This window comes from Vibrio sp. Of7-15, from assembly GCF_022347565.1.
GTDB lineage: Bacteria > Pseudomonadota > Gammaproteobacteria > Enterobacterales > Vibrionaceae > NORP241.
Window position 1 is genome coordinate 78,819 of the sequence record NZ_JAKRGH010000008.1, and the last position, 18,652, is coordinate 97,470.

An 18,652-nucleotide genomic window follows, 5' to 3' on the forward strand; every position below is an offset into this window, starting at 1 on the left:
TCGCTAAGTTAACTAAGATGATTCATGAGAATGAATAGGTAGGTAAAAGCCAATAAAGGGAGAGGGTAGGCTTCTTTTTCAGAATCTTACCCACTGCCCAAAACCACAAAAGAGGATGGATATGAGTGTGTCAGGAAAGATTTTTTTGACACACTGTTGGACATTGGTGAATGTCGGACTCTCAGATCAATTTTGCTAGGGCATAAATAAAGACCTGACCCCGAGCATTGTTAGCCTTTGTCTCAGTTAATTTTAAGGTCAAAATTTGCTATGATATTATATCAACTTTTGACCATTTGAAGACCATCTATATCTAACATACTGATCAAACTCAGGTTCATCTGCATGTTCTAAAACTATAATCTGTGGTTTAAATCCAATTTTTGGATCTCTTTCAAGTTCATTTAAGAACCGCTCAAAAACCTTGAATATATTTATTACTTGTTTAATATTCTCATCCACTTCATCGTCACCCAATAACTCTTGTTTATTATTAGAAGAAAATCTTCTAGTTACTTTTGGAAAGTATACCTGACTAGGTTGATCTAGAAATAATATTGCTGGTATTACAGAGTTAGAGCTTGAGGTTAGTTTTAAAATTGACAAGAAAACCGCTAGATGACAAGCTAACCAGTTCGCACCACTACCCATTTCTGATAGTAGTATTTCTTGTTTTTTAAAGTAATAAGCGAATGTGAAATCTTCTGTTTTGAATTTCATTTCACCATTTCGTAAATCATCTTCAAAATCTAAGTCTTTTTTAAGCTCATTCATTGTCTCATTGATAAGAGCATTAGCCTCGGAAAATTTATGTTCAATACCATAGCCTCGAATCAGTCCGATACAGGTTTCTAATTCCTCTTTCATAGTTGAAAGGCCGTGGTTAGATTTTTCTAACTTTTGCCCTTCAATAAAGAACTCTAAGGTGTTCTCTATTCTCCCTCGAATATTATTTAGTGAGTCCCTTATATCTAGATTATTTTTAACTCTAAATAATCTCCTTAATTGCCTTATTTCATTCTCTATATTAGCTACGACCTGTTTTTGCTTGTCTCGCTTTAAAAGTAATGAGTTAAGAGACTTAGAGCTGTCCTGTTTGTAATTACCAATTCGGGACAGTTCATCAAGAAGTAACGCTCTAGAGCGCTTAACCTCTTCCACTTTAGAAGCAACACTGGTTACTGGTGTGCTACATAACGGGCAACTAACACTGTTTTTAGATACAGGTTCATCTTGCGATACCTCTGCAAGGCGTGCCATCGAGTTGGAGTAATCTATTGACTCCTCCTCGTTTACCTCAATGAGACTTATCAATTGATTACATTCATATAAAGACGTTAGCTCTTTATCTTTTGCTTTCTCTAAGGCATTTAGCTGCTTATTGAAATCAACATTTTGCTCTGCATTCAATGGTACAGGAGGCAGGTTTCTCGCTAAATATTTCAGCTTTTCTAGTGATGCATCTTCATCCAAAAATTTAAGATTTAAAACTCTATAATACTGCCTAATTGGTATAAGTAATTTTTCTCTTTTTTCTTGAATACCTAGCAGAGCTTTCTTTTCTTCTGTCTCTATCTTCTTTATTTGCTTTTCTAAATCTTCAGATCTTTTCTTCAATCTGTAGTATCTGCTATCAACCCAGCCCATAAATATAGGGAACTGATCAATTACTGTTCTACTTTTAATGAAGTTATCAAACCTATAAAACAAACTATGTTTATTAGCTATTAAATTTTGATGCTGAAAGAATAGTGAAGTAGCATTCCGAATTGAAACTTTCCCTTTCTTAAGTTTATAATCGTTATCATCATTTAATGATGTATCTTCAACCGATAATCCTAAGTGCTCTTCGAAGTCCTTTTGAACCTCTGATCTAGTTCTAGTATTTTTGGACTTAAAATAGTTAGAGTTAATTTCATTATCAACATTGAAATCAGCCGAATATTCAACAGAAAAATAACACTTTGTTGGTTGATTATTTGAGCGTCCAATGATTATCTTTTTATTGTTGTGTTCAAATACACAACAGAATATATCTGTAAAATCAGTAACTTTTCCCACAGGGATTGTAGAGCGCTTTGAAAACAAACAAAAATCTACAATCTCGATTAAAGCACTTTTCCCTGTTTTAGAGTCACCTGTTATTATGTTTAACCCTCGATCAAATCCAAGACGTTTCAAATAACCATCATGACCAATGAGAATTATATTTCTTAAAAAAGCTTTCATATATTTGTGACCCTAGATTTAAGAAGAACATTAACATATCCTTCTTTTGCAAAAATAACACCTAAGTTATAAGATGCCTTTAGAAACTCTTTTTTATAGTCATTTGTTATTGATGTTTTTTCTAAATTATTTCCATTCAAAATGAAAGAATCAATTATAGTTTCACAAATTGAATTGAGGTAGATTACCCCATAATTTGTCACAGACTTTGAGTATTGAACTTTATCATTTATAAAAAACAACCGTTCTTTAATTTCATCATCTTTTAGGAATGCAGTTTGAAATGTACTACTAGCATTAGACCTACTCAGTTTCCTCCTTAAAACATCATCCATAACAAAAGGAATAACAAGATAAATCAACTCAAACTTTGCGCCTCGTTTATCAATTCGTCTAGCTCCTTCAATAAATGAGTATAGAATTTCAGCGACAAAAGAGGGAGAATACTTCAAATCTCTAATAACCTGAGGATTCATTAGTCAACATCCTCTTCATTATATTTCCAAGTATAAGAGGTGTTATTAATAGCCTCGTGTACTTTACCTCTCATGAAGTAAGGTTTCGAACCACTTACCTCAGGCACTTCTAACACCGAACTATTATGAAATTCAAAATATGCTTCACGAGCTGCCTTGTTAGATTTAGATGTACCTAAATCTTCATAACCTATTTCATAAGAATATTGTCTTTTATACCCTGTAGCTTTCTCTACTGCATCTACTAAATAGTTATCAATAATTTCGGGCATAATGTCTGGTTTAAGATCTACAAGGCTCTCTTCACTGTTTTTAGCTTTGAAGTAATCATTGAGAGCAACACCTCTATCCCTGCCTTTCAAACCAATATCTCTATACTCTAATAAAAACAAGTAATTGTCAGCATGCTGCTGCTCCGTGTCATACTCTGTGCGGTCTACAGGAAAAGGAATGCTATCTCCACTCCATCTGTTAACTTGAAACTGAAAAGCATCATCAAAATCATTGATATTAACCTTCCAATGTCGGTGGCCTACGATTGCATTTTTATTAACGTATGAGTATATCCAATGGAAAATGTTTTCTCTGTATGGCTCTAACACGCACTTCAATTTGCGAGCTTCCAATAAGCTCTTCCATTTCTCTTCTACATGTTCTCGAGATTGATCAATTGTAAATCTAGACAATATGCTCAATAGTTCGGCATCCGATGCATCTTCAAAAATTTTTTCATAGAGAGGCTTAATCGAAGATGATGGTACGTGAGACTTTACGATGTTGAATTTTTCATGGGCACTTCGTGTGTTCCAACCATGAAATATTGATCTCTCGGAAATGAAAGATGTCGTGTGTAACACAATTTGCTCAAACATAGAGGAGTCTTCAACCACCAAGTTCTTCAAAGTGTTCCAGAAATCTTTTGAGTTACTAGCTAAGTTATGTTCTTCTAGATGGTGTTTTACCTCTGTGAATGTCTTACCATCATAGATATCCCCAAAGCACTCTATCCAGATAGTCTCATTGGGTTTTGCATCAAAGCACTTCTCAATGGCGATTAAGACTTGGTAAACATAACCTAAATACTTTGGTGTAGCGTTGTTGGCAAAACCTTCTGTCATCCTGTCGATTACTCCTAGATTTACTTCGTGCACTGGGAAAAACTCGCAATCTCGTTATATTCTCGAAACCGATTTCACCACCATACCTGGTCGAAGCAAATAAAATCACGATAATTATCATACGTTTATAAAGGGTTAATTGTGTACAAATACACCATTAATGCAAGTAAAATCTGTTGAATATTGAGCTGTGTAGTTATGAGACTTTGTAAAAAAGTTACTCTTGTACGATTTTCACACAACTGAAGGAAAAGCTATTAAGACTCACGGGGTCAGATCTTGTCTTTTGTCTCTTATTACTTCTTGTATATCAAAGTTGACTGGGCATCAGCATCATTGTGTGATTTGGAGGTGTAACTCATTTTGGGTCAAAACCGAGTTAATTAGCCGACTATGCTTTAAAAACGAGTAGATTACGTGCGACCAATCCACACAAAGGAGGCCACTTATCGTACCTCCTTTATGCCTAACCGATTTATTGCTTAATGTTCACACCTTCGTCGGCTTCGTAATCGTTGAGTTTTGGGTTGTGTTGAATGTCTAACTCAACCAATGGGTTTTCAGTGGCCCACAACTTTCTTAGCTTTGGATTTTGGCTCACGTCCACTTTGGTTAGCTTGTTGTCGGTAATGTACAGCTGTTCAAGTTTTGCATTGTGAGTCACGTCTAGCTGTTCAACTTGGTTATACATCAAACCTAAGCTGTTTAGCTTTGGGTTTTTGGACACATTCACATGAGTAAGTTTATTGCTATTTAAACCAATGTTTCGTAATTCAGGGTTGTGGCTGAAATCTAAGGTGGTGAATGCATTTTCTTTAGCATATAGGTACTTGAGTTTTGGGTTATGGCTCAGATCCAAGGTTTCAAGTTGGTTTCTGGCCACTCCAAGGTTGTTTAGCTCCGTATTTTTCTTTAAATCCAGTGAGGTGAGTTTATTAAAGCTCACATTCAATTGGGTTAGCTTGGTGTTGTTTGATAAATCCAATGCGCTAATTTGGCTTTTAGTGACGGACAGATCTAACAAGTTGGTATTGTGGCTGGTGTCTAGTGATGTCAGTTCAGAGCCTTGTAACCAAAGTTCTTCCAGCGCTGGGAAGTAGCGAATTTCATCAGCATGGCTGACTTTTACTTGGCGACAAGTCAGCTCTTTAATGTCTACTGTTAGCTCAATGTTTTGTGCTAACACACATTGTTTGAAGTTCTCATCTTTAAAGTCAATGTCTGCGACTTTGGTGTATTCGGTTGCTGAACTTGCAGCACTGAACGTTAATGTAAGAAACCCAGCCAGCAGCGTTTTATTAAAATTCATATTTTTCTCAATCTGTTATAAGAAGGTTTGAAGGAAAGAACCATACAGTTGCGTATGCTACCTTGTTTATATTTTTACTGGCAATAGATCTAAGTGAATTATTGAAGCAGTCATCCTTTTCATTTGCTGAACTTATGACAAAGCTCAAAGTTCCATTTTGTGTATGGTTAGTGAAGGTTGATTAAAAACGTAGGTAGAGGGTTTTTAGGTAGCTTAGTTTACTGAAAAGTTCTAGTAGGGGATAACCACTGTCTGTTTGGTAAGCGAGAGTGATTATTTATTTGCTTAGAATAAAAACAGAAAGAAAGGCTCCTTTATTAAGAGACTTAAATGCCATCAAATTAATGTTGTGTAAAGAATGCAGGTTCGGACTTTAGATGTCATAAATGTAAAGTAATTCTTATTTTTTATATTTTGATTGCATTTTGGTTTTTAGACAGACGAAGACGTGTGATTTTACTTGCGCGGCGTAACAGCTTAAGAATACGGTGATAAACAGACTTATGCACCGTTTCTGTGGATAACTTTCTGCTAACTTGTCGATGTTTGTTCAGAACAGGTAGCCGAGCAAGTCAACTGGGCCATTGGGTAAGGTTTTTTGGGCGATGGGTTTGAGCATCATATCGGCTATTTTTTCAGTAGTGACACCGTAGCTTTTGTGTTTTAAAAAATAATTAAGACTATTGCGCAGCTATTTTATGGTCGCCTTAAAGGGGAGATTTAGTGTATTCGAGTCACTTCACTGTTTTGGTGAAATTCATGGTGAGTTATGCACTACGTTGTAGCAAAAAAATTCATCAGATCTTCATGTCAAAATTGAAGTTTATATTTTTACCTTAAAAAACAATTGGATACGTGAGCTTTTTTTGTTTCTTTCCATTGGCACTCTTTTTGTACTGTTACTTAGGTTCACAAAAGGAGTGATAAAATGAACAGCAAACGACTAAAACTTAACTTATTAGCACTTAGTACCGCCGCCGTTTTTTCTACCTCAGCCTTAGCAGAAGACACTATTAAGGTGGGGGTACTGCATTCATTATCGGGCACCATGGCCATCAGTGAAACCACGTTGAAAGACACGGTGTTGATGCTGGTGGATGAACAAAACAAACGGGGTGGTTTGTTAGGCAAAAAGCTTGAAGCGGTGGTGGTGGATCCTGCCTCCGATTGGCCACTTTTTGCTGAAAAAGCCCGTGAATTGATCGAAAAAGAGAAAGTGGATGTGGTGTTTGGGGGCTGGACATCGGTATCACGTAAATCCATGTTGCCCGTATTTGAAGAGTTAAATAGTTTGCTGTTTTACCCGGTTCAATACGAAGGGGAAGAGTCGTCTAAAAATGTCTTCTACACTGGTGCTGCGCCCAATCAACAAGCCATCCCAGCAGTGGATTACTTAATGAATGAAATGGACGTAGAGCGTTGGGTACTGGCCGGCACCGATTACGTTTATCCGCGTACCACCAACAAAATCCTTGAAGCCTATTTAAAAGGCAAGGGGGTTCAAGCCAACGATATCATGATCAGTTATACCCCTTTTGGCCATTCTGATTGGCAGTCCATTGTTTCGGATATCAAACGTTTTGGTGCGGAAGGGAAGAAAACCGCAGTGGTCTCCACCATTAACGGTGATGCCAATGTGCCTTTTTATAAAGAGTTAGGTGCTCAAGGGGTGTCGGCAGAAGACATTCCTGTGGTGGCTTTCTCGGTGGGTGAAGAAGAGCTTTCCGGCATGGATACCTCGCCACTCGTGGGCCACTTGGCGGCGTGGAACTATTTCATGAGCGTCGATACCGAAGCCAACGACGAGTTTGTGGAAAAATGGCAAAAATTCATTAAAAGTGAAAAACGGGTGACGAACGATCCAATGGAGGCCCATTACATTGGGTTTAATATGTGGGTGCAAGCGGTGGCTAACGCGGGAAGCACTGAGCCTGCCAAAGTTCAAGAAGCCATTATCGGTGTCACGGTGCCGAATCTATCCGGTGGCTACTCAACCATGCTGCCAAACCATCACATTACTAAACCAGTGCTGATTGGTGAAATTCAAGATGATGGCCAGTTCGATGTGGTGTGGGAAACCAATGGGTTGGTCATGGGGGATGCGTGGTCAGATTTTTTACCCGGCTCTAAAGATCTGTATTCCAGTTGGTTAAAACCCATGTCGTGCGGCAGCTTTAATGTCACAACCAATAAGTGCTCCGGCACCAACTAATTGTCACTAAGTCATGCTGGGTATTTCGGTGCCCAGCGTCTTACTTTCTGATTTGATGTTTTAGATGGATTTTCAACTATGCAATGTAAAAGGTTGGTGTTTTTTCTACTGCTCATGCTGTCACCAATACTGGGCTGGAGCAGCGCTGCGGTGTCATCTTACCAAGATGCCCAGCACATTTTGCTGCAAAAAAACCATAATGACAAACTGGCAGCGATGGAGTGGATTGCTCAGCAGCCGGATACAGATTTTAGTAAAACGCTTTTATCGGCGTGGCTAGAAGGGGCTTTGTATTATCAAAAAAGTGATCAGCGTTTGTTTGTGATTGATCAGTTGAAAGTGGGATCAATGGCAGTCTCCCTTGCCGAGAAACAAAGCGTGGTGATTGACAATAAGCGCGCGTTTAAAAAGGTACGCATTAATAATAAGCTGCGATCAGAGCTACGATCTCAGCTGGCCAAGATGGATCTGCGATCGAACGAGGTGGCCATTCGTGATCAAGCGGTAAAAAATTTAATCGGTAACACGGATCCGGCCTTAATCACGTTAATGAAACAGCTGGTGGCAAGTGAACCAGATCCAGCCATTCAGAAGAATTTAGCCCTAGCCATTGCTGTATTTGATGCGCTTGGCGATGATCCTGATCTTAAGTTAATTGCGATTCAACAATTAAGTGATTCTAAGCATCCTGTTGTTTTTAAAACGTTAACCAAGTTGAAACAGCAATCAAATGATCCTGACATTCAAAAAGCAGCCGAGAAAGGGTTACTTAAATATGAACAAAGTCAGAAAGTGTATTCTGGGATCAAAACGGCTTTTTTTGGGCTTAGTTTAGGCTCAGTACTGGTGGTGGCGGGGATCGGGCTTGCCATTACATTTGGTGTCATGGGGGTGATTAACATGGCACACGGTGAGCTGATCATGATTGGTGCCTACACAACCTATGTGATCCAGCAGTTGATGCCGAACTACATTGGTGCTTCGTTGATTGTTGCGATCCCTGCCGCGTTTATTATTTCAGGTTTGGTGGGTATTTTGATTGAACGAACGGTGATCCGTCACCTTTATGGGCGACCGCTTGAAACTTTACTTGCCACTTTTGGTTTGAGTTTAATTTTGCAACAGGCGGTGCGTTCGATTTTTTCCCCACTCAACCGTTCGGTGAGTACGCCGGAGTGGATGTCTGGCTCGTTGGAAATCAATCCGATGTTGTCACTGACCTATAGCCGTCTTTATATCATTCTGTTTTGTATCATGGTGTTCATTTCTCTTGTGATGATTTTAAAGAAAACTTCCTTGGGTTTGCAGGTGCGTGCGGTCTCTCAAAACCGTGAGATGGCCAGAGCCATGGGCATTCGCTCTCAACGGGTGGATGCACTGACGTTCGGGCTCGGCTCCGGTGTTGCGGGTGTGGCTGGCGTTGCGCTCTCTCAGCTGACAAATGTGGGGCCAAACATGGGGCAAAGTTACATCATCGATTCGTTCATGGTGGTGGTGTTTGGTGGTGTCGGTAACTTGTGGGGCACTTTGGTCGCGGGTCTGAGTTTGGGGATCTTTAATAAAGTGTTAGAGCCGTGGGCAGGGGCGGTATTGGCCAAAATTCTCGTGCTGGTCTTCATTATTTTGTTTATTCAAAAGCGCCCCCGTGGATTGTTTCCGCAACGGGGCCGTGCAGCAGAGGGGTAAGGTGGCACGATGTTGAAATTATTATTGAAAAATGACAAGGGTGGCCAATGGTTGCTGGGGGGGGGGTTATTGATCACTGTGCTGATCCCCAGCTTGAATCTACTGCTCCCTGAGAGTCACTTTCTGCATGTGGATACTTTTACTATTTCCTTGCTGGGTAAGTATTTAAGTTACGCTTTGCTGGCGTTAGCGGTGGATTTAGTGTGGGGCTACTTGGGTATTTTAAGCTTAGGGCATGGGGCATTTTTTGCGCTTGGTGGCTATGCCATGGGCATGTACTTAATGCGTCAAATTGGTGAGCGGGGTGTGTATGGCCATCCGGTATTACCTGATTTTATGGTGTTTTTAAATTGGCAAGAATTGCCTTGGTTTTGGTATGGCTTTGATCAATTTTGGTATGCCTGTTTGATGGTGGTGTTGGTGCCGGGTGTTCTTGCTTGGGTATTTGGTTATTTGGCGTTTCGCTCCCGTGTTTCAGGGGTGTACTTGTCCATTATGACTCAAGCACTGACGTTTGCGCTGATGCTGGCTTTTTTCCGCAATGAAATGGGCTTTGGTGGTAATAATGGCCTGACCGATTTTAAAGACATTGTCGGCTTTAGTTTGCAACACGACAACACCAAAATTGCGTTGTTTGTGTGTACCTCTTTGGCCCTAGTAGTGTCGTATTTGATCTGCAAAATGGTGCTCGTTAGCAGGCTGGGTAACGTAGCCATCGCCATTCGAGACACCGAATCTCGCACTCGGTTTATGGGTTACGACGTGGACAGCATCAAATTATGGATTTTTGTTTTGTCGGCGGTGATCGCAGGCGTTGCGGGGGCTTTATACGTGCCGCAAGTTGGGATCATCAACCCGGGAGAGTTTGCGCCATTAAACTCCATTGAAATTGTGGTGTGGGTGGCACTGGGGGGCCGAGCGACTTTATTTGGTGCCATTGTGGGGGCGTTACTCATTAACTACGCCAAAAGTTGGTTTACGGTGGAATTTCCTGAGGTGTGGCTGTTTGCACTTGGCGGATTATTTGTTTTATCCACCATGTATTTACCCAAAGGGATCGCAGGTTTTGTCAGTGATCGTCGATGGTTTGTGAAGCGAAAATCAGCTCACGTATCGGAGCAATCGTCTAATAAAGCAGTGGAAGGAGTATCATCATGACGGTCATGAAAGGGTTTCACTTAAAAGAGTTAACCAATCGCCACGAAGTGTTTGAGTTCATGAAACCGCATCATCACCCTCTATTGGACACGTCTCATAATATTTTGCTGTACCTTGAAGGGGTTTCGGTGTCGTTTGATGGTTTTAAAGCCATTGATGATCTGAATTTGTACATTAAAGAGGGGGAATTGCGCTGCATTATTGGTCCTAATGGGGCGGGTAAAACCACCATGATGGACATCATTACGGGCAAAACTCGCCCGGATAGCGGTGAAGTGTGGTTGGGCTCCAATATTAATTTACTGGAAATGAGTGAAGCCGACATTGCCAATGCTGGTGTTGGGCGTAAGTTTCAAAAGCCCACTGTGATTGGGTGTTTAACCGTGTGGCAAAACCTAGAGCTTGCTATGGCTGGGCCAAGAAGCGTGTGGGCAACGTTTCGGGCCAAACTCAATGGTGAGCAAAAAGACAAAATTGAATCGGTATTGGCGTTAACGCAATTGCACAATCATGCCGCTTTGCTTGCGGGGAGCTTGTCTCACGGTCAAAAGCAATGGCTGGAAATTGGCATGTTGTTGATGCAAAGCCCCAAATTGTTATTAGTCGATGAGCCAGTTGCTGGCATGACCCACCAAGAAATGGACAGAACCGCCGAGTTGTTAAATTCACTGGCAGGGCAGCATTCTGTTGTTGTGGTTGAGCACGACATGGATTTTGTGCGCTCTATTGCCAGTCAAGTTACGGTGTTACATCAAGGCCAAGTATTAGCTGAAGGCTCAATGGATGACATACAAGCGCATCCACAAGTTAAACAGGTATACCTAGGAGAATAAGGATGTTGCAGCTTAAACGGATAAATCAGTTCTATGGAGAAAGCCACACCTTGTGGGATTTGGATTTAACGGTTCCGAAAGGGAAATGCACGGTGTTAATGGGTCGAAATGGGGTGGGGAAAACCACCGCGTTGCAATGCATTATGGGGTTATTGAAAGTCAGCGACGGCGACATTTTGTTAAATGGGCAGAGTATTGTTAAAGAAAGTGCCGAGCAAAGGCCACGCCTTGGGGTGGGTTATGTGCCGCAAGGGCGACAGATTTTTTCCATGCTGACGGTATTAGAAAACCTTGAAGTGGGGCTGCCGATTCGGGCGAAAGGAGATCGGGTTATTCCGGCGTTTATTTTTGAGCTTTTTCCTGTACTCAAAGAAATGCTTCACCGGCGTGGCGGCGATCTGTCTGGTGGTCAGCAGCAGCAATTGGCCATTGGCCGCGCTTTGGTAGTCAATCCCAGTTTATTGATTTTGGATGAGCCCACCGAAGGCATACAACCCAATATTGTTCAAGAAATTGGCGACATCATTCAAACTTTAAATAAAGAGTATGGTTTAACCGTGTTACTGGTAGAGCAGAAACTGCCTTTTGCACGAAAAGTGGGCGATCAGTTTTGTATTTTGGATCGGGGCCGATCTGTGGCGACGGGCAATATGGAGCAGTTAAATGACAACTTAATTAAGGAGTATCTTACGGTATGACGGAACAATTATTGTCTCATTTAACTCAGGGCCAGTTTGCTACTCGGTTTAACAGTCAGCATGAGGGCTGGAAGGCGCAATTAACATTGGGGTTTTCCAACCGAGGTGACAAAACCGTTATCAAACAACGCAAGCAACGCGGGCCTCTTGCCATTCAACGACCTTTGTACCCAGAAGGTAAAGTTTGCCACACTTATATTCTGCATCCGCCGGGTGGTGTGGTGGGTGGTGACGAACTCACTATTGAAGCTTGTTGTTATCAAGGGGCACAGGCGTTAGTCACGACGCCGGGGGCCACGAAATTTTATCGCTCTGAGCAAAAAATCGCGAAACAAAAGCAGATCCTGCACGTACAAAGTGGCGCACGGTTGGAGTGGCTACCACAAGAAAATATCTTTTTTCCGGGGGCAGAAGCACGGGTCGATACGGACATTCACCTTGCTGATGATGCCCAGTTCATGGGCTGGGAGCTGCACTGTTTTGGGCGTCCTGCACTAAATGAGGGATTTGACCAAGGGAGAGTTACCGGGAAAACGCAAATCTTTCAATCTGGCGTGCGGTTGCTTACTGAACACATTAATTTGCGTGGTGACGATAAATTAATGTTAAACAAGGGCTTATTGAATTACCCCATGATGGGCTCGCTATTTATTACCAGCCATCAAGAATATGAGCTTAATTTGGTACAAGGCTTGCTCTCTCAACTACAGAGCCAGCATGGTGAGAAAGAGTTGGTGCTTGGTGTTACACACATTGAAGGTTTATTGATTGTTCGGGCACTGAGCTATTGGAGTGAGCGGATACTGAGCACGTTTATTGAAATCTGGCGCGCAATCAGGCAGGAGTGGACGGGTATTTCGCCCTGTAACCCGCGTATCTGGGCGACATAACCTGAACTCGGTGAAAATGAATGAATAAAAACGGGAGACATCAATGGAATTGACTCCACGCGAAAAAGACAAATTATTAATTTTTTGTGCCGGTTTGCTTGCTCAGCAGAGAAAAGACAAAGGGCTGAAGTTAAATTACCCAGAATCCATAGCCTTGATCAGCGCCGCGATTTTAGAAGGGGCTCGCGAAGGAAAAACTGTTTCCGAGCTGATGGATTATGGCCGTACGATCTTAACGGTGGAAGATGTGATGGAGGGGATCCCGTCTATGATCCCAGATGTTCAGGTCGAAGCCACGTTTCCGGACGGCACTAAGCTCGTCACGGTTCATGAGCCGATTGTGTGAGGGTATATGTCAAATTGTTCAACCACAAACCTAACAAGACTGGTTCCCGGACAACTTCAATCGGCACAAGGTGACATTGTGCTCAATGAAGGAAAAAAAACTCAGATCATTCAGGTCGAGAATGTTGGGGATAGGCCCATTCAAATTGGATCTCATTACCATTTTTATGAGGTGAATGAAGCGCTGACTTTTGAGCGAGATAATTGCAAAGGGTATCGGTTAAATATTCCAGCGGGTACGGCAACGCGTTTTGAACCGGGGCAATCGCGTACGGTTGAGCTGGTGGAGTACGCTGGAGATCGGATCATCTATGGCTTTCAAGGCAAGATCATGGGAGCAATAGATCCGGAAGAATCATCACAAGGATAAGCAGATGACGCGCATTTCAAGACAAGCGTATGCCGAGATGTTTGGTCCAACGGTCGGTGATCGTGTGCGACTGGCAGATACTGAGCTGTGGTTGGAAGTGGAAAAAGATCACACCGTCTATGGTGACGAAGTAAAGTTTGGCGGTGGGAAAGTGATCCGAGATGGCATGGGTCAAAGCCAGCGGCCATCGAGCCAAACACCGGATCTGGTGATCACCAATGCAGTGATTTTGGATTACTGGGGCATCGTGAAAGCGGATGTGGCTGTAAAAAATGGTCGGATCACAGGGATTGGCAAAGCGGGCAACCCAGACGTGCAATCAGGCGTGACCATCGTGATTGGCCCCGGAACCGAAATTATCGCTGGGGAAGGCTCAATCTTAACCGCTGGTGGTATTGATTCACACATTCACTTTATTTGCCCGCAGCAGATAGAAGAAGCGCTTGCTTCCGGGATCACCACCATGATTGGCGGAGGCACTGGCCCTGCTACAGGAACCAACGCCACCACCTGTACTCCGGGACCGTGGAATTTGCATCGAATGTTAGAGTCGCTTGATGAGTTTCCCATGAACTTTGGCTTACTTGGCAAAGGTAATGCGAGTTTGCCGCAAGGGTTGTATGAGCAAGTGGCGGCTGGGGCAGTAGGTTTAAAACTCCATGAAGACTGGGGTACTACACCAGCATCCATTGATAACTGTTTAACGGTGGCCGATGAAACCGACGTGCAAGTGGCGATTCATACCGATACCTTGAATGAATCTGGCTTTGTTGAATCAACCCTTGAGGCGATTGGCGATCGCGTTATTCATACTTACCATACTGAAGGGGCGGGTGGCGGTCATGCACCAGACATTATTCGAGCTTGTGGTGAAGCCAATGTGTTGCCTTCGTCCACCAATCCAACACGCCCTTATACGGTGAATACGGTGGATGAGCATTTGGATATGCTGATGGTATGCCATCATTTATCGCCGTCTATTGCCGAAGATGTGGCTTTTGCGGAATCTCGTATTCGCCGTGAAACCATCGCTGCGGAAGACATTCTGCATGATTTAGGGGCATTTTCGATGATCGCCTCTGACTCACAAGCCATGGGACGAGTTGGTGAAGTGATCACACGAACCTGGCAAACGGCCCACAAAATGAAAGTACAGCGTGGTAGCCTGCCGGAAGATTCCAGTTACAGCGATAATTTTCGTTTAAAGCGTTATATAGCGAAATACACCATTAACCCGGCCATTACCCACGGGATGGCACACGAGGTGGGCTCGATTGAAGTGGGGAAATTAGCAGACTTAGTGCTGTGGAAGCCAGCCTTTTTTGGCGTGAAACCAAGTTGCATCATTAAAGGGGGCATGATTGCCATGGCACCAATGGGGGATCCCAATGCCTCTATACCTACTCCTCAGCCTGTTCACTATCGCACGATGTTTGGCAGTTATGGCAAGGCATCACAAAAAACCTCCATATTGTTTGTTTCTCAACAGGCCAAACAGCTCGGTATTGATAGCCAATTAGAGTTAGGCAGTTTGATTGGCGTTGTGAGCAATTGCCGCAATATTCGAAAATCAGACATGAAGCTTAATAGCTGGCAGCCAAACATTGAAGTGGATTCTCAAACTTACCAAGTACGGGCGGATGGGGAGTTATTAATTTGCGAACCCGCGACTGAATTGCCCATGGCGCAGCGCTACTTTTTATTTTAAGAGACAACGTGTTTTGAGCATTGTTGATTAAAGAAGAGTTTTCCAAGATTGAAAAAGGATAATCATGATCGAGTTAGTTGAATTGTCGCACCCTGTCTCTAAGGCAGATGCGTATCTAAGTTTGCCCATAGATAGCCGAATAAAAAGCCGTTTAAAAGTGCGCTTAGATGATGGCCGTGATGCCGGGCTGTTTTTACCTCGTGGCCATATTTTACGAGGTGGCGAGCAGCTTATTAGTACATGCGGTTTGTGCGTCGAGATCAAAGCCGCTCCAGAACAAGTGTCCACAGTGTATTGTAATGATGCTTTATTGCTGACTCGTGTGAGTTATCACCTAGGTAATCGCCATGTGCCTTTACAAGTGGCAGCGGGTTGGGTTCGTTACCAGCATGATCACGTACTGGATGACATGGTAAAAGGCTTGGGGGCCGATGTGGTGGCGGAAGTCGCGCCGTTTGAGCCTGAAGGCGGCGCTTATGGTGGTTCGTCTGGTGGCCATCATCACCATCATTAATTTTTTAAGAATGAATGTTATCAACCATTTTCATTTTTAATGTCAAAAACTAAAAACGATAAGGAAATCTCTATGAACATAATGCGTTTTGTTCCAGCGTTGGCACTATTTGCAAGTACGTCGGCGTTTTCTCACCCAGGGCATGGCGAATACAACTCTGTAATACAGGGGGTATTACACCCCATTACCGGATTGGATCATTTAGTCATGTTGCTTGGGTTTGGCATTTTACTGAGCTTACTGCTAACACGTAGCCTACAAGTTACGGGCAACGTAAAGCAAACAAATACACAGAAAACATGGCTAATGGCCTTTTTAGCACTGGCGAGCTTAGGGGCTGGTTTTATTATTGGCAATTTAGCTGGCGCTCTCGGCGCGGTTGAGATTCTTATTTCTGCTTCTATTGCGTTGGTTGGTATGAGTATTTGGTGTGCTTTTTCAGCGCCCGAGAAGCTGTTATCACTATTGTCTGTGGTTGCTGGCGGTTTGCTGTTTTTCCACGGAATTGCTCATGGTGCCGAAGCGCAAGGAAGTGTCTACGGTTTTGGCAGTGGCATGTTGCTGTCAGCCGCAGCATTGATGGCGTGCGGATATCGTTTGGGCCAGTTCGTTACCAGTAAATGGGTAGGTGTTGGCATTGGTGCTTCTGGCTTTGTCCTCATGTTATCCGCTTAAGGTCTATATGATGGAGAAATCGTTAAGCACCAGTCATGAAGATCAGCTGGCAACATTCAGATTATTTCAGCTGATCAGCCCGTCGTTACCGATCGGAGGCTTTACTTATTCACAAGGGTTAGAGTGGGCGGTGGAATCTGGCTGGGTTGAGGATAAAGACTCAATGCTACAGTGGTTGACGGTTATGCTTAATCACAGTATCACCACGTTAGAGTTACCTGTTATGCAGCGTTATTATCAGGCTATTGAAACTAATGATGTCGATTCAATATCTTACTGGAGTGAATATCTGTATTCATGCCGAGAAACCAGCGAGCTAAGAGCAGAAGAGAAACAAAGAGGGCGAGCACTATTTACGCTGCTAAAACAGCTAGACTTTGATATTAACCCTCAATGGCTTCAAAGCTCACACCCAAATCAGTTACTGGGCTTTTGTTTAGCCGCGAAAGAGTGGCATATCCCTTTGTTTTCTTTACAACAAGGCTACGTATGGAGCTGGGCTGAAAACATCATCATGGCTGGCGTAAAACTAGTACCGCTTGGACAAACCGCAGGGCAAAGTGTCTTATTAGAATTGTCGGCTCTGTTTCCTAAAGCGATTGAAGAGGCGAATCAGATTGAAAACGAAGCGATTGGTAGCTTTACGCCTTCAATGGCCATCGCCAGTAGCCGACATGAAACTCAATACACTCGGTTATTCCGATCATAAATTGTGAGAGAGACAGTATGGAACAATACAAACAACCATTACGAATCGGCATTGGTGGCCCTGTAGGCTCAGGTAAAACCGCATTACTTGAAGTGTTGTGCAAAGCCATTCGAGACAAGTTGAACATTGCAGTGGTGACAAACGATATTTACACGCAAGAAGACGCGAAAATTTTAACGCGTGCTGAAGCGTTAGCCCCAGATCGGATCATAGGGGTGGAAACTGGTGGCTGTCCACATACGGCAATTCGGGAAGACGCGTCAATGAACTTAGCGGCGGTGGAAGAGTTAGCCATTCGCCATAAAAACCTCGATGTGGTGTTTGTTGAAAGTGGTGGGGATAATTTGAGTGCCACATTCAGCCCGGAGCTCGCGGATCTCACTATTTATGTGATTGATGTAGCGGAAGGGGAAAAAATTCCACGTAAAGGCGGGCCAGGGGTCACTCGCTCCGATCTGTTGGTGATCAACAAGATTGATTTAGCGCCATATGTGGGAGCTTCTTTAGAAATCATGGATCAAGATACTGCTCGCATGAGGCCTACAAAACCTTATGTGTTTACCAACTTAAAAGAGAGCCAAGGATTGGATACCATTATTGATTTTATCGTGACAGAAGGAATGTTGACCTTGAGTCCTCAGAATTAGCACCTGTTACAACAATCAATATTGCTGCACTAAAAGGCAAAGCTTCAAACGTATTTGAGCTTTGCTTTTTATCTATTAGATAGGTCATAAAAACCGTTTTAAGAAAAATCAACGATCCGGCGACTTAGGAAAGTATTTTAGTACTATCTCTTCGTAACGCCCCTTTGCTTTTAGTTTTTTTAAACCTCTATCCAGAATTCGAATCAGCTCTTCTGAACGCTTAGGATCAGAGGGAGATATACCCACATACATTGGTTGCGGCTTAGTACAGTAACCCAGTCGAACTTTGTTTTTGACATCGTGATTTAACTCAAAATAAAAATTTGCCAGATCCATTGGTAGTACAATACTGTCGGTACTTTTATTTAATAAAAATTGGAACAGAAGAGAAGGCAAAGATTGAAATTGATTGTCTACCAGTGTGATGGAAAGATTGTTCACAGGATCGTTCAGATGCGCTGTTAATTCTGTTCCTAAATGGCTGCCTTTTAAATAGGTGATTCTAAGATCTTTAAGATCAGTCAAGTTTTGTCGCACTATTTCAGAAGAGTAACGTTGGTAACTGCACCATGATTGGTGTGACAAAGGACTCTCGGGCTGATTGAGCGCTAAAGCTCTAGGATTGGTAGAAGTCAGTAAAATATCGTAATACCCTTTTTGGACAGTGGCCGTTGCTTTGGGCCAATCTTGATAGAAAAAGCGAAAATCGACATTCATTTCTCTTAAAGATTCAGTGATTAACTCTATGTTATAACCTGCTTTATTTGGTATTCCAGGACATTGTTGAGGGCACCAGTTATCCCCCGTAGCTCTGACTTCAAGAATGAAGCTATGTTCATCAGGAGCTGTGGCTGAAAATTGTAGAAGAGTGCTGACTAAACAAACAAGTAGAATACGGAACAAATTGTTATCAAACTAAGAAGTGGGTGTTAAAAGTATAGCTCTTTAGTTATTGTTAAGACGCTATTCAATTTAAAAATTTACCAGCTTAAAAGGGCTAACAAGAAGTGCTATCATTTCAACTCAAGTGAGGAGATATAGGCCTTACCTTATGATGAGTCCGGTGTAGTGGTAT

Annotated in this window: 18 protein-coding genes; 13 read left to right on the forward strand and 5 right to left on the reverse strand. The window is 42.6% G+C overall.

Features of this window, described 5'->3' with window-relative positions; genetic code table 11:
- Nucleotides 1-276: 276 nt before the first annotated feature.
- From MHO82_RS10980 to MHO82_RS10995, 4 genes are all read right to left on the reverse strand, one after another.
- Nucleotides 277-2,229: a DUF3732 domain-containing protein gene (locus MHO82_RS10980; RefSeq protein ID WP_239183991.1), complete on the reverse strand. Its 1,953-nt coding sequence runs from the start codon at nucleotides 2,227-2,229 to the stop codon at nucleotides 277-279.
- Nucleotides 2,226-2,705 carry a three component ABC system middle component gene (locus MHO82_RS10985; protein WP_239183992.1) on the reverse strand — a complete coding sequence of 160 codons (480 nt, stop codon included), beginning with the start codon at nucleotides 2,703-2,705 and terminating at the stop codon, nucleotides 2,226-2,228. Before MHO82_RS10985 ends, MHO82_RS10980 begins: the two co-directional genes overlap by 4 nt.
- Entirely contained in the window at nucleotides 2,705-3,823 is a 1,119-nt protein-coding gene (locus MHO82_RS10990) for a hypothetical protein (RefSeq protein WP_239183993.1), read from the reverse strand. Before MHO82_RS10990 ends, MHO82_RS10985 begins: the two co-directional genes overlap by 1 nt.
- A gap of 475 nt (nucleotides 3,824-4,298) precedes the next feature.
- Nucleotides 4,299-5,132, reverse strand: coding sequence for a hypothetical protein (locus MHO82_RS10995; protein ID WP_239183994.1), 834 nt, complete (start codon nucleotides 5,130-5,132; stop codon nucleotides 4,299-4,301).
- A gap of 928 nt (nucleotides 5,133-6,060) precedes the next feature.
- Between MHO82_RS10995 and urtA the strand changes: the two genes are divergently transcribed.
- From urtA to ureG, 13 genes are all read left to right on the forward strand, one after another.
- Nucleotides 6,061-7,344: an urea ABC transporter substrate-binding protein gene (urtA, locus tag MHO82_RS11000; protein WP_239183995.1), complete on the forward strand. Its 1,284-nt coding sequence runs from the start codon at nucleotides 6,061-6,063 to the stop codon at nucleotides 7,342-7,344.
- Between the two features lie 78 nt (nucleotides 7,345-7,422).
- Nucleotides 7,423-9,030 carry an urea ABC transporter permease subunit UrtB gene (urtB, locus tag MHO82_RS11005; protein WP_239183996.1) on the forward strand — a complete coding sequence of 536 codons (1,608 nt, stop codon included), beginning with the start codon at nucleotides 7,423-7,425 and terminating at the stop codon, nucleotides 9,028-9,030.
- A gap of 9 nt (nucleotides 9,031-9,039) precedes the next feature.
- Nucleotides 9,040-10,188: an urea ABC transporter permease subunit UrtC gene (urtC, locus tag MHO82_RS11010; protein ID WP_239183997.1), complete on the forward strand. Its 1,149-nt coding sequence runs from the start codon at nucleotides 9,040-9,042 to the stop codon at nucleotides 10,186-10,188.
- Nucleotides 10,185-11,021 (forward strand): urea ABC transporter ATP-binding protein UrtD, encoded by an 837-nt coding sequence (gene urtD, locus MHO82_RS11015; protein ID WP_239183998.1) that lies wholly within the window; start codon nucleotides 10,185-10,187, stop codon nucleotides 11,019-11,021. Before urtC ends, urtD begins: the two co-directional genes overlap by 4 nt.
- Before the next feature lie 2 nt (nucleotides 11,022-11,023).
- Nucleotides 11,024-11,719 (forward strand): urea ABC transporter ATP-binding subunit UrtE, encoded by a 696-nt coding sequence (gene urtE, locus MHO82_RS11020; RefSeq protein ID WP_239183999.1) that lies wholly within the window; start codon nucleotides 11,024-11,026, stop codon nucleotides 11,717-11,719.
- Nucleotides 11,716-12,609, forward strand: coding sequence for an urease accessory protein UreD (locus MHO82_RS11025; RefSeq protein WP_239184000.1), 894 nt, complete (start codon nucleotides 11,716-11,718; stop codon nucleotides 12,607-12,609). Before urtE ends, MHO82_RS11025 begins: the two co-directional genes overlap by 4 nt.
- A gap of 43 nt (nucleotides 12,610-12,652) precedes the next feature.
- Entirely contained in the window at nucleotides 12,653-12,955 is a 303-nt protein-coding gene (gene ureA / locus MHO82_RS11030) for an urease subunit gamma (RefSeq protein ID WP_239184001.1), read from the forward strand.
- A gap of 6 nt (nucleotides 12,956-12,961) precedes the next feature.
- Nucleotides 12,962-13,324, forward strand: coding sequence for an urease subunit beta (locus tag MHO82_RS11035; RefSeq protein ID WP_239184002.1), 363 nt, complete (start codon nucleotides 12,962-12,964; stop codon nucleotides 13,322-13,324).
- 4 nt (nucleotides 13,325-13,328) lie between these two features.
- Nucleotides 13,329-15,032, forward strand: a complete 1,704-nt coding sequence (ureC, locus tag MHO82_RS11040; protein WP_239184003.1) for an urease subunit alpha — start codon at nucleotides 13,329-13,331, stop codon at nucleotides 15,030-15,032.
- A gap of 64 nt (nucleotides 15,033-15,096) precedes the next feature.
- Entirely contained in the window at nucleotides 15,097-15,546 is a 450-nt protein-coding gene (gene ureE, locus MHO82_RS11045) for an urease accessory protein UreE (RefSeq protein ID WP_239184004.1), read from the forward strand.
- A gap of 72 nt (nucleotides 15,547-15,618) precedes the next feature.
- Entirely contained in the window at nucleotides 15,619-16,221 is a 603-nt protein-coding gene (locus tag MHO82_RS11050) for a HupE/UreJ family protein (RefSeq protein ID WP_239184005.1), read from the forward strand.
- Nucleotides 16,222-16,231: 10 nt separating this feature from the next.
- Nucleotides 16,232-16,930 carry an urease accessory protein UreF gene (locus MHO82_RS11055; RefSeq protein WP_239184107.1) on the forward strand — a complete coding sequence of 233 codons (699 nt, stop codon included), beginning with the start codon at nucleotides 16,232-16,234 and terminating at the stop codon, nucleotides 16,928-16,930.
- Between the two features lie 17 nt (nucleotides 16,931-16,947).
- Nucleotides 16,948-17,577, forward strand: coding sequence for an urease accessory protein UreG (gene ureG, locus MHO82_RS11060; protein WP_239184006.1), 630 nt, complete (start codon nucleotides 16,948-16,950; stop codon nucleotides 17,575-17,577).
- A 108-nt stretch (nucleotides 17,578-17,685) separates the two neighbouring features.
- Here the strand turns inward: ureG and MHO82_RS11065 are convergent, their stop codons facing one another.
- A complete protein-coding gene (locus MHO82_RS11065; RefSeq protein ID WP_239184007.1) occupies nucleotides 17,686-18,480 on the reverse strand; it encodes a transporter substrate-binding domain-containing protein in 795 nt (264 codons plus the stop codon).
- Nucleotides 18,481-18,652 lie beyond the last annotated feature (172 nt).

What these genes read in the sequence shown, in the direction of transcription:
- MHO82_RS10980 (WP_239183991.1), bottom strand. Translation starts at nt 2,229, where the DNA reads ATGAAAGCTTTTTTAAGAAATATAATTCTCATTGGTCATGATGGTTAT.
- MHO82_RS10985 (WP_239183992.1), bottom strand. Translation starts at nt 2,705, where the DNA reads ATGAATCCTCAGGTTATTAGAGATTTGAAGTATTCTCCCTCTTTTGTC.
- MHO82_RS10990 (WP_239183993.1), bottom strand. Translation starts at nt 3,823, where the DNA reads ATGACAGAAGGTTTTGCCAACAACGCTACACCAAAGTATTTAGGTTAT.
- MHO82_RS10995 (WP_239183994.1), bottom strand. Translation starts at nt 5,132, where the DNA reads ATGAATTTTAATAAAACGCTGCTGGCTGGGTTTCTTACATTAACGTTC.
- urtA (WP_239183995.1), top strand. Translation starts at nt 6,061, where the DNA reads ATGAACAGCAAACGACTAAAACTTAACTTATTAGCACTTAGTACCGCC.
- urtB (WP_239183996.1), top strand. Translation starts at nt 7,423, where the DNA reads ATGCAATGTAAAAGGTTGGTGTTTTTTCTACTGCTCATGCTGTCACCA.
- urtC (WP_239183997.1), top strand. Translation starts at nt 9,040, where the DNA reads ATGTTGAAATTATTATTGAAAAATGACAAGGGTGGCCAATGGTTGCTG.
- urtD (WP_239183998.1), top strand. Translation starts at nt 10,185, where the DNA reads ATGACGGTCATGAAAGGGTTTCACTTAAAAGAGTTAACCAATCGCCAC.
- urtE (WP_239183999.1), top strand. Translation starts at nt 11,024, where the DNA reads ATGTTGCAGCTTAAACGGATAAATCAGTTCTATGGAGAAAGCCACACC.
- MHO82_RS11025 (WP_239184000.1), top strand. Translation starts at nt 11,716, where the DNA reads ATGACGGAACAATTATTGTCTCATTTAACTCAGGGCCAGTTTGCTACT.
- ureA (WP_239184001.1), top strand. Translation starts at nt 12,653, where the DNA reads ATGGAATTGACTCCACGCGAAAAAGACAAATTATTAATTTTTTGTGCC.
- MHO82_RS11035 (WP_239184002.1), top strand. Translation starts at nt 12,962, where the DNA reads ATGTCAAATTGTTCAACCACAAACCTAACAAGACTGGTTCCCGGACAA.
- ureC (WP_239184003.1), top strand. Translation starts at nt 13,329, where the DNA reads ATGACGCGCATTTCAAGACAAGCGTATGCCGAGATGTTTGGTCCAACG.
- ureE (WP_239184004.1), top strand. Translation starts at nt 15,097, where the DNA reads ATGATCGAGTTAGTTGAATTGTCGCACCCTGTCTCTAAGGCAGATGCG.
- MHO82_RS11050 (WP_239184005.1), top strand. Translation starts at nt 15,619, where the DNA reads ATGAACATAATGCGTTTTGTTCCAGCGTTGGCACTATTTGCAAGTACG.
- MHO82_RS11055 (WP_239184107.1), top strand. Translation starts at nt 16,232, where the DNA reads ATGGAGAAATCGTTAAGCACCAGTCATGAAGATCAGCTGGCAACATTC.
- ureG (WP_239184006.1), top strand. Translation starts at nt 16,948, where the DNA reads ATGGAACAATACAAACAACCATTACGAATCGGCATTGGTGGCCCTGTA.